Below are 10,584 nucleotides of genomic sequence, written 5' to 3'. Positions count from 1 at the left end.
TTCATAATAGCCATCTTGTTTTTTTCTTTTTTTGAAAGTTTCCGCATATGCTTTTGCTTGAGATGGTTTTTCAGCTAAGATGACTGTTTTCATTATTTACCCTCCTTTGATCCGACTTTCTTATTATGGAACATCTATTCGCATTTGACAATATATTAAGCATGTCTCTTATACACATCTAGATGTGTATAAGAGACAGAAATCAAATTTCTCTAAAATTTCCTCATATTTTTCTATTACTTGCTTTTTAATCTCTTCTACCAAAATAAACACCTTCTTTTTCATAACAACTCTCTTTGATTATACATAAAATTGCTTTGAAAACGAAAGAAAAACACAACTCTTTTCTTTTTTGATTCTTGTCTTACTTCCTTTTATTCCATCCCTCCTATCTCCCCCATTGGTCTTTCACACATTTTTTCGTTATAATGAAACTAATGATGAAAAGAAATGAGGAATGAATCATGTCCTTTGATGGTGTATTTACCCATGCAATGACCAATGAACTACGCGAAACACTTTTAACTGGTCGGATCTCAAAAATCCACCAGCCTTACGAAAATGAAATTATCTTGGTGATTCGTTCTCGTGGAAAGAATCACCGATTACTTTTATCCGCCCATCCAAGTTATGCTCGTATTCAAATCACCCAAATCGATTATCAAAATCCAGACACCCCACCGAATTTCGTGATGATGCTGCGCAAACATTTAGACGGTGCGATATTAGAAGATATCCAGCAAATCAAAAATGACCGAGTGATCCATTTTCATTTTTCAAAAAGGGATGAACTAGGTGATTTGCAGCAGATTGTCTTGATCGTCGAATTGATGGGACGTCACAGTACCATCGTATTAGTCAATCAACAAAGTCAAAAGATCCTTGATGCGATCAAACATATCGGTAGTTCCCAAAATACTTATCGTTCGCTATTGCCGGGTGTGGAATATATTGCTCCCCCATTGCAAGAACAGCTTGACCCATTCCAAGCAACGAAAGAACAAGTTTTTCATCGCTTGTCAAGGATTGAAGCAACACCAAAAGCTTTACAGCAAGAATTCCAAGGATTAGGCTATGATACCGCACAAGAACTCATCCATCGTCTGACAAAACGACCAAATGAGAAAATGATCGTCTGGGAAGAGTTTTTTGCATCAATCAAGCAGCCTCGTCCAATGATTTATGAGCTATCAACCAAAGAATACTTCACGCCAGTGCCATTTCAAGGTTTGGCAACCGAAGCCCTTAATCAGCAAGAATACGACTCCTTGAGCGCTCTCTTAGATGCTTACTATCACGAAAAAGCAGAAAAGGATCGTGCCAAGCAACAAGGTGGCGAACTGATCCGTAAAATCGAGAACGAGTTGAAACGAAATCGCAATAAATTGAAAAAACGAGAACAAACACTCAAGGATTCAGAAAACGCCGAAGATTTTCGCCGAAACGGTGAATTGTTGACAACATTTATGACACAAGTGCCACGCGGGGCTACTGAAGTGACATTACTAAATTATTATGAAGAAGATCAACCCATCACGATCAATCTTGATCCAGCATTAACACCTAACCAAAATGCGCAAAAATATTTTCATCGTTACCAAAAACTCAAAAATGCTGTCAAATTGGTTGGCAAACAAATCGAAGAAGCTAAAAATGAGATCACTTATCTAGAATCTGTCCTCTCTCAATTGGAGATCGCCGGACCGATGGATATCGAAATCATCAAAGAAGAGTTGTTTTCTGAAGGTTATCTGAAGAAGAAACATGCTAAAAAACAAAAAAAAGCCAAAGCTTCTCAACCAGATCGCTATTTTTCTTCAGACGGTACAGAGATCCTAGTCGGAAAGAATAATTTGCAAAACGATCAGTTAACGATGAAAACAGCAAGAAAAACAGATTACTGGTTACATGCAAAAAATATTCCTGGTTCTCACGTGATTATTAAAAGTGACCAACCTTCCGATGAGACGATCACCCAAGCAGCTGAATTAGCCGCTTATTTCTCAAAATACCGTCATTCTGCACAAGTACCTGTAGATCTCGTGCAAGTCAAACACATCCGTAAACCAAATGGCGCCAAACCTGGGTATGTGATCTATGAAAATCAAAAAACGATCATTGTGACCCCGGAAGAAGAAAAAATCCAGTCGTTGAGATCTAAGTAGTAAGTTGACACACGGGAGTCAACATTCTTACGGATTATCTTTTTAGAGTGAATACGAAGCATATGAAATATACTAAACGAAGCTAAACAAGCCAACAATAAGGAAGTTTCCTCAAGGTTGGCTTGTTTAGCTTTGTTTAGTTTGCTTGTTGAATGACTTCTTTCAAATTACGGATGAAACGTTGAGCAATATCACTTAACGGATGTTTCGTAGAATAAATGACATACAATTCATTGCAAAGGCTATCGGCTAAAGGAATCAAGCGTAAATACTCTTTGATTTCTCCAATCACGATCCCTGAACCTGAAGCATACGCATTTGTTTCTAACACGATATTCATCAGTGTTCCACGATCACTTGTATAAATCACCGATTCTTGTTCTGGGATCTCAATCAAGTCTTCATAAAAATAAGGAAAATTACTCCCATCTTGCGTAAAACGGACTTGAGGAAATGCAGACAGTTCTTCTCTTCTTATTTCTTTTTGGTTGGCTAATGGATGTCCTTGTCTTAAAAAAATATGGGTCTTGAACCGACCTAAAGATTGAGCTACCAATTCTCCCTGTTCTAAGTATCGTTTGATCCCTGCACGATTATGATCATTCATATAAAGAATGCCTAATTCACTATGTTGTTGCTGGACTTCTTCGATAACCGTTGCTGTAGTTGTTTCCATGATACGAAATTGCTTGATTTCTTCTTTGAATTCTTCGATCAACTTTGCTGTGAGTGGACCTAAAAAATCATAGTGTTGGGAAGCAATCGAAAAGCTTTCCCGTTTTTCAGCTGTCAGATAATAGTTTTCTAAAGATTCTAGCTGGATCAAGATTCGTTCTGCCCTTTTTAAAAATGCTTGGCCATCTTCAGTTAAATATGCCCCACGATGGGTTCTCGTAAATAGATGGATGCCTAACTCATTTTCCAATTCCTTGATTGCTGCTGAAAGACTAGGCTGAGACACAAATAACTTCTTAGCTGCTTCTCTAAAACTGCCATTGTTCGCTACAGCAGTCACATATTTTAATTGTTGGATGTTCATATCCTTATACCGTTCCCTCGTAATAATGGATTGTTCGATTTTTCAATGGTTGTAGAGGTCGATTATTTGGTTGGGCATACTGTCCTTTAAAAGGAATTAAAAAGTCTTTATTTAGTTTCCCTACTTTGTCCATCACAAACCATTGGATCGGCCCACTTGTCGGTGGGGTAGTCAAAGAGCCGACATAATGATAGTGACTTTTTTTCTCGGGAAAGAAAACAGCAGGATTTGTCCAATGTTCATGGGTTTCAACGTCCCAACTATCACCATTTTCTCGGTCATATAGCCAGCCTTCATCTGTTACTAATTGGTACATCGCACCAACCACCAAATTTTCTTTACGCGCATTCATATGGACAAAATGAAATTCAATGGCTTCTTGCTTCCCGTGGATCACATGTTCCGAAGGCATATGAAAATGGATATCTGTTAAATAATACTTTTCATCATTAAATACTACATAGCTGATTTGATCAAATGGTACCAAATGGATGGTATTTTTGAATTCTTTATCTGTAAACCGCTGTTTTCGATAATGAAACGAAATTGGCTCACCGACACCACTGATTGTTTCATCCTTGGCTAAAGGTATAGGAGATTGTAAAGAAAACTCGGCTCCTTTTGCAAACCAATCACATAATTCACCCCAATGTTCCGGACCTCTTTCTCCAGAATAACCCCATTCAACATCCATATTCTTTTTCAACTACATTTCCTCCTGCATTTGCTACCACAAAGGTATTTCTATTATTCATTCTCTTTTTTTACAATACTTGAAACAGTCGCTAAAAAATCTTCTTTCCCATAAAATTCTTGATTTAACAATTCAGGAAAGATTTCATTAAAAAAATAGCGGACAGATGGTCGATGTTCAAAACCTTTGATCGTTGTCACAGCTTCGATAAACATTTCTTTATATACTTTTTCAGGATTATTTTTGATAATCTCATCAAAAGACTCATACAAAAGATCTACTTTATCTGAAATCGCCAATAACTCTCCTTCAACCGTGTCATCTTTTCCTTCAAACAATCGACGACGATAAACTTCTTGAAATTCCTCTGGTATTTCTTGATTGATGAATTCATCTGTCATTTTTTCTTCAACAGTTTGCAGCATCCCTCGTAATTCTTTACTAGCATATTTCACTGGTGTTTTGATATCTCCAATAAAACGCTCCGTATAGTCATGGTTCAACGCTTTTTCATACAAGAGTTTCCAGTCGATCGCTTGTCCAGATACTTCTTCGATGTCCCCTAATACTTGAGCAATGGAAGCCACTCGATATGAATGAGCAGCAACAGTATGCTCCGTATGTTTAAAGAATCCTGGCGCTCTAGTAATCTTTTCTAAGTTGTTCAATCCTAAGATAAATTCATTTAATCCCATAAAGTTTCCTCCCTAGTCAAGTTACTTTTTCCGAATATCTTATCATTAAATAACTGATAACTGCAAATTTTCAGCTTTTTATCTTAACTACTTTTCATTCAAAAAACAAATACTGCACAGAATTATTGCAAATGAGTCAGTATTGGATAAAAAATAGAGACATAGATTATCGATTCTTCACATACCACATGTATGATATTTCTTTCAATGATTGATCGATTAAAATCAAGAAAATCGATTATTTTCTTTAAGGATGATTATTAAATGGTATTGATGGCGTTCCCTCTACCAATTGTATCACTGGCCTTCTTTTTAAGGTAGACCCAAGATCATCTTTCATTTTTTTTTACCCATTTCTCGTCTTTTCTCTCTTGCTTACTACTATAGAGTTTCCTGTATTTGATCCTTTTTATAATTATTATTATTTAATAAAGATACAGTTGCTAATGAATCAAAGCCGTGCTATAATTAAAGACGGAATTTCGTTATCAACGTATCGTTGCCTTTCATTAAAGTTAACAGAAAGGAGAATGACTATGACATTCTATAACAAAGAATTACAATATCGTGTCACACTAAATACCGATTTAAATCTTTTTGTGGTTTTTGACAAAACTGATTCAAACCGCGTAGCAACTGGCGTGACGATCGAACAAGCAGTGCAAGAACTAAAAAAATCCGCATAGGAGTGAAAACCTCGAATGGACGATTGCAGCTCTAGTTCACTATAAAGCCACCTACTAGAAGTACAAAGTAGGTGGCTTTCGTTGTTTTTATCTCTTAAATTCGCCATTTATTTCAATTGATTTCTCCTTTTAGTGGCAACTCATGGCCTCATTCATCACTTAACTCCCTCCTTAGACGCAACCAAAATCAAACAGCTTCGACTTTTCAGGTTTATACTTGTTTTTTTGAATCGTATTCATTTAAATAAATGGAAAAATACGGTTATTCGGATTTTTCCCTGTTTCTTCGTAATCATCATAACACCTCGTGGTATTTTATGTTAAAATTCATCTTTAGATAGGAGGGATTGGATTGAAAGGAAATCTAACCGTTTGGATGTTGCTATTATGTATGATGATCGGCTTGATTTTATTAATGTTTAATATCATCAGCTGGACTTCTTATTTCATCGTTGTTTTGATCGTTGGTGTTTTGACCTACATGGAAAAAAGAAAACGGATGAACCGTTCAGAATAATGCCAGAAGTGTTAATTTCAAATTATAAAAAAAGAGGCAAAGATCAATCATAGGAATAGCATTCAGAAGATGTTCCCCAAAAATATTGACAACTATAAGGTGTCCTTTTCTGAATGCTCGTCAGTAAACCGATCCTGTCTCTTTTTTATACTATTGAATGATTCGAATTCTGGTGATAATTTACGGCAAAGCCCCCTCCATCCCATAGACCGCTAATTCATAAATACGTACGGCAGTGTCTGATCCTTGAGTCGGTTTATCCACACTTAATTTAAGATAACGAGCTTCTACCGCTGCAAAGGTATTCACCGTATTCATTTCCGTATTACTGACGGTTCTGGAAACATCAGTAAATTCTTTGCCATCTTCACTCACTTGAATCGTATAGGCTTTTGTGTTCATATCCTCGCCTTCTCCACCGGCTTGCGCATGGGCCAAGTGGACTTCACTCACAGTTTGGATAGTCCTTAAATCAATTGTAATCTCATGTGGCGGTGTCCCAGTTGCACACCATTTCGTGTCCAACTTACCATCCACCGCTAAGTTAGGTGCTTCTGAGTCGTTTGTAAATGAAGAGGCATCAGTTGGAGCATTTTGAGATAGCAACAATAAGTCTTTTGGTACTTTCTGATTGACTGTAATCAGTCCTCGCATTTCAACTGGTGTTTGCCCAGATTGGTTCTCTGCTATCAATTTCACACTGTACACACCTTCTTTATCGAAAGTCACTACTGGTGATTCCTCGTTGCTTGTAGCGATGTCGCCCCCTTCAAACTCCCAAGTAACTTTTTCTGTATTGGCAGAAGATGTATTCGTAAATGTGACTTTTTCACCAGGCGTAATCAACGTTTTAGAAGCGGTGAAATTAGCTTTTGGTAATTGATTATTCGGCCAATCAAATGTAACGAATTTAGCAGTTTTCCCCTTATTTCCTAACAAATCGACGGGAACCACCTCTAGTTTGGTTTGGTTGGTTTTATCCGTTCTCTCTAAGGCATTGATATAGTAATTTGTTGCAGGGGTAGCACCTAAGAAAGAACGTGTTTCATCTTCATTGATCCGATAGATTTCATAATGATCTGCTTGACTTTTCTGGTCATTCCAGATTAAACGAACGCCTGCATAATTGCTTTCTTCTTCATCAAAAATCACATCTTCGATTTCGACATCTTTCACAGCTAATTTAGTTTTTGCTTTTTTATCGGTCATGGCAAGTTGGCCTAACCGTAGTTCATAAGACTCATTTGTTTCTTCTGAACTAATTTTATAGGAAAGAGAAGTCACTGTTTTTCCTACAAATTTACCCATATCGTAGGACACAGTAGACCAATCCTTTGCTACCTGTTTATCAGCTGTAATCGTTTCTTGACTACCATCATCAAATGTCAAAACTAAATCAAGTTGTGTTGGGTTCGTTGCTTTTGCTGTTGTAGTGACTAACGTATTTTTCGTTAACTTGGTGGCTAAGCTGTATAGTTTAACTGTACTTGCTGCCTTTTGTTCCATATTGCCTCTGAATAATAATGAGTTTCCACCGTTATAAGCATCAGCATAATCCATGGTCGCTTTTAAAGCGTTATTCTTTTCATGATCAAAAATCCAGCGATAAGTCGGCATCACATCTTGCATACTGCGATTATTCCAATCTCTAGTTGATACCTTTTCCCCATTGATAAAATAATTATAGCCATTCCCAACATTGAAATTCGTCACAAATGGAAGCGAGGTAATTGCCGTCTGCTCCAATGCATAAGCGGATATCCCCGGCCATTCATCTTCTTTAGGGACCGTTGCTTTTGTTGGATCACTTTTTCCATTGATCCAAAACATTTCTTCACGACTTTGAAAATCATCAGGATCACTCGCAGATGAATAGGTCCAGCTTGGAACATACAAACCTAAAGATGTGTAAGGTGTATGGTCTTTATCGAGAAATAAATTCCAGTCAACTGGTGTAGCATATCCATTTTCTTGGACATCGATCCCCGCATATAGATCATATGGATCAATGCCTAATTCTTCTGCTCTTGCCTTTGATGCTTTGAGCAGTTCCTTACTCGCTAACTTATCTGTATTCCACCAAAAATTCAAGAACATACTATCTGCCACTGGATTCATTTCAGCATCGACTAGATAAGCTTGATTTTTATCTGTTAAAGCATTTTGCCAATCCATTTTCCCATCCGCTGTCATGGAATCGTACCACATGATTTCTAAATCCGCCTCTTTTTGTTTGAATTGCTTAATAAACTCTTGCATTCGATCCGCATGTTCTTTATTTAACCCTTGAGAGTCATTAGAAGACTTCTCTTCCGAGGCTTTTTCTTTTGCTTCATCAAAACTGGTGACTACTGTATCCGTTTCTTGATTGATAAACCAACCATCAAATCCATAAGCCCTTGATACTTCGATTAATTTTTCAACTAAAGGAAACTGTCCTTGTTCATCTTTTTCTAAAAAAGTATTTAACCATTCGATTTTTCCACCATGAGCAGTTTGAGGAAAGAAAATCGTTCCGAGAACTGGTACACCATTTTTATGTGCGGCATCGATCACATCGGGACTTGGAGGAACGATGATTCCTTCCCCAGAAGAACCGCCCCAGTAAACCAATTGATCGATATATTGCCAATTTGAAAAGACGTTCGCATCAAATGTATTGATACCTCGAGGTGCATTCCCACTTGTACTGCTATTCATAATTGATAAAGCGACTACCTTCATCTTCGGTGTTTGTGTATCATTTGATGGAACTAGCTTTGTTTTTTCGATTCGTTCAGCTAAAGGAACCGTACTGACATTGTATTTGGCATCTGCATCATTTGAAAACTCCCACTGCAATAATTCCTCTGGAAACCAATAAGAAGATTCTGGCTGATTATCCATTCCTCGATCTACTTTCCCTTCTTCTGTTTCTGCATAAGACAAAGTCTCTGTTTGTGCATTTTCCGTCATCCCGCACCCCGCTATTCCTAATACACTCAATGTCAGTATCAGTCCTACACTTATTTTTACGCGAAAACTCATCCTTTCTACCCCCTCTATTATAGTCGTATCCACAAAAAAATGATAGCGCTTTCTAAAAGGGAAGTACATAAACAAATCATAGAACATTAAGTACAAACTATAGATAAGCAATCTCTTAAAAACAAGAGGAATTATAGACCTTATCTAAAGGTATAAATCAATAATAAATCTATCGATTTTAGTCTTGAGTATTTTTTTATGAATCAAGTACCAGCAAATGCACATATCGTCATATATTTTACGCGTATAGTTGTGCAACCAAAGCAATAGTTTCACTCTGTCAAAGATTGAAAAAAACACAAAAAAAACCATCCCCCTAGGAGATGGTTAAAGTTTATGATTATTTTACGATATTTACTGCTTGAGGGCCACGTTGACCGTCTTCGATATCATAAGTAACTGCTTGGCCTTCATCAAGTGTTTTGAATCCGTCGCCTTGGATCGCTGAGAAATGTGCAAATACATCATTGCCATCTGCACCAGTGATAAAACCAAAACCTTTATCTGCATTGAACCATTTTACTGTACCGTTATTCATATATATTTCCTCCTGATACGTATATCATACGTGTTTTGTTGCAATTAATAATACTTGGTAAAAGGAGTGTTTATACTGTGAATATATCGCTCAGATTACGTTTCAAATTAGATTACTTATTTACTATAACATGGATGATTACAAAGTACAACAATTTACACTTGCCTGTGAATCAATTAAGGATATGTAGGAATATCGATCACATATCTAAAACTGATCATTAAACTTAAGACATTAGCATGAATAATTCTCTTTTCGCAATAATTCCATGCTCAGTATCCCTTATTTTACTGTCTAAAAGGAAAAAGGACCACCCACTGGGCAGTCCCTAAACCATTAACTCATCTATCCAAAACAGATAACAGTCGTTATTATTTCGCTAGGTGAATTTCAATTCTTCACTTACAACGATTTTTTTCTTATATTCACTGGAAAAACTTATTCACTTATATGCTTATTAACAATTTCTTGTGATTTTCTTGCTGTGTCGTCAACTTCATTTTTCGCTTTTTGTAATTTATTGATATAATCTTTCAAGTTAACATTTTCCGCAGTTACTTCATCTAATTTTCTTTGTGTTTCTTCTAACTGGTTTTGAACGTTTGCTTTTTCACTTGTTAAATTAGCAATTTGTTGATTCAAGTTCGTATTTGTTTGTTGTGCTTCGTTCCATTTGTTTTGAGCTTCTTGTAGACGAGTCGTCCAATCAGTATTTAGTCGATTGATTTCATTGACTTTTTGATTGATTTCTTCAATTTTTGCAGTAATTTCATTTTGTTTTCCTTGTAATTCAGCGCTTTTACTATTCAATTGACTTTCTAAACTTGTTTTTTCCCCTTGTAGCTGATTCTTTTGGTTTTCTAGTTCATTTAATTTATTTTGAGAATTCTGGCTATCTTTTTTTGCTTGTTCTAATTGAGCATTACTGTCTGAAAGTTTAGTGTTTAGTTCTCTCAATGCGTTCTTTTTGTTTGTTAATTCACTATCAAGTTTATCTAAATTTGAAGTGATGGTTTCGATGTTGGCTTCACCACCCCATAACAATACATTATCCGCATATTGTTTTCCTGCAAAAGCAACAATCATCAATCCCACTATCATCATAGCACCAACAATAACTTTTTTACGCAACATTACAACACCCTTTCATTTTTATTTTATAATCATTCGTATTATATAAAATTTTCACAAAATAGCAACTCATATCCTTTTTTTAATTAGAC

The 10,584-nt window shown here is 36.4% G+C and carries 9 protein-coding genes and 1 pseudogene; 3 read left to right on the top strand and 7 right to left on the bottom strand.

Translation table 11 applies throughout. The features are described 5' to 3' along the window. Positions 1-93 (bottom strand): annotated as a pseudogene (locus A5844_RS14835) (toprim domain-containing protein); the annotation flags it as partial. Positions 94-464: 371 nt separating this feature from the next. On the opposite strand from A5844_RS14835, the gene efbA reads away from it, so the two are divergent. Beyond that, a complete protein-coding gene (gene efbA, locus A5844_RS00050; protein ID WP_086283038.1) occupies positions 465-2,165 on the top strand; it encodes a fibronectin-binding protein EfbA in 1,701 nt (566 codons plus the stop codon). 136 nt (positions 2,166-2,301) lie between these two features. On the opposite strand, the gene A5844_RS00045 is transcribed toward efbA, so the two are convergent. The 3 genes from A5844_RS00045 to A5844_RS00035 are packed head-to-tail and all read right to left on the bottom strand — an operon-like array spanning position 2,302 to position 4,593. Beyond that, on the bottom strand, positions 2,302-3,204 hold the full coding sequence (locus A5844_RS00045; protein ID WP_086283037.1) for a LysR family transcriptional regulator: 903 nt from the start codon (positions 3,202-3,204) through the stop codon (positions 2,302-2,304). A 4-nt stretch (positions 3,205-3,208) separates the two neighbouring features. After that, a complete protein-coding gene (locus A5844_RS00040; RefSeq protein ID WP_086283036.1) occupies positions 3,209-3,910 on the bottom strand; it encodes a carbonic anhydrase family protein in 702 nt (233 codons plus the stop codon). 41 nt (positions 3,911-3,951) lie between these two features. Further along, positions 3,952-4,593, bottom strand: a complete 642-nt coding sequence (locus tag A5844_RS00035; protein WP_086283035.1) for a YfbR-like 5'-deoxynucleotidase — start codon at positions 4,591-4,593, stop codon at positions 3,952-3,954. Between the two features lie 536 nt (positions 4,594-5,129). Here A5844_RS00035 and A5844_RS14055 point away from each other — a divergent pair. Continuing rightward, on the top strand, positions 5,130-5,279 hold the full coding sequence (locus A5844_RS14055) for a hypothetical protein (RefSeq protein WP_164498433.1): 150 nt from the start codon (positions 5,130-5,132) through the stop codon (positions 5,277-5,279). Positions 5,280-5,631: 352 nt separating this feature from the next. Continuing rightward, complete coding sequence (locus tag A5844_RS14050) at positions 5,632-5,796, top strand: hypothetical protein (RefSeq protein ID WP_154670124.1); 165 nt, start codon at positions 5,632-5,634, stop codon at positions 5,794-5,796. A gap of 180 nt (positions 5,797-5,976) precedes the next feature. Here A5844_RS14050 and A5844_RS00030 read toward each other — a convergent pair whose 3' ends face one another. From A5844_RS00030 to A5844_RS00020, 3 genes are all read right to left on the bottom strand, one after another. Beyond that, positions 5,977-8,823 carry an endo-beta-N-acetylglucosaminidase gene (locus A5844_RS00030; protein WP_086283034.1) on the bottom strand — a complete coding sequence of 949 codons (2,847 nt, stop codon included), beginning with the start codon at positions 8,821-8,823 and terminating at the stop codon, positions 5,977-5,979. A 340-nt stretch (positions 8,824-9,163) separates the two neighbouring features. Continuing rightward, on the bottom strand, positions 9,164-9,361 hold the full coding sequence (locus A5844_RS00025; RefSeq protein ID WP_086283033.1) for a cold-shock protein: 198 nt from the start codon (positions 9,359-9,361) through the stop codon (positions 9,164-9,166). Between the two features lie 438 nt (positions 9,362-9,799). Further along, positions 9,800-10,492, bottom strand: a complete 693-nt coding sequence (locus A5844_RS00020) for a DNA-directed RNA polymerase subunit omega (RefSeq protein ID WP_086284049.1) — start codon at positions 10,490-10,492, stop codon at positions 9,800-9,802. Between the last annotated feature and the right edge of the window lie 92 nt (positions 10,493-10,584).

The organism is Candidatus Enterococcus wittei (assembly GCF_002140175.1).
GTDB lineage: Bacteria > Bacillota > Bacilli > Lactobacillales > Enterococcaceae > Enterococcus_B > Enterococcus_B wittei.
Note: the sequence above shows the minus strand (reverse complement) of the source record. Positions and strands in the feature narration are given on the sequence as shown.

Bases quoted from the DNA above. Each gene is read 5' to 3' on its own strand.
- efbA (WP_086283038.1), top strand. From the start codon at position 465: ATGTCCTTTGATGGTGTATTTACCCATGCAATGACCAATGAACTACGC.
- A5844_RS00045 (WP_086283037.1), bottom strand. From the start codon at position 3,204: ATGAACATCCAACAATTAAAATATGTGACTGCTGTAGCGAACAATGGC.
- A5844_RS00035 (WP_086283035.1), bottom strand. From the start codon at position 4,593: ATGGGATTAAATGAATTTATCTTAGGATTGAACAACTTAGAAAAGATT.
- A5844_RS14055 (WP_164498433.1), top strand. From the start codon at position 5,130: ATGACATTCTATAACAAAGAATTACAATATCGTGTCACACTAAATACC.
- A5844_RS00030 (WP_086283034.1), bottom strand. From the start codon at position 8,823: ATGAGTTTTCGCGTAAAAATAAGTGTAGGACTGATACTGACATTGAGT.
- A5844_RS00025 (WP_086283033.1), bottom strand. From the start codon at position 9,361: ATGAATAACGGTACAGTAAAATGGTTCAATGCAGATAAAGGTTTTGGT.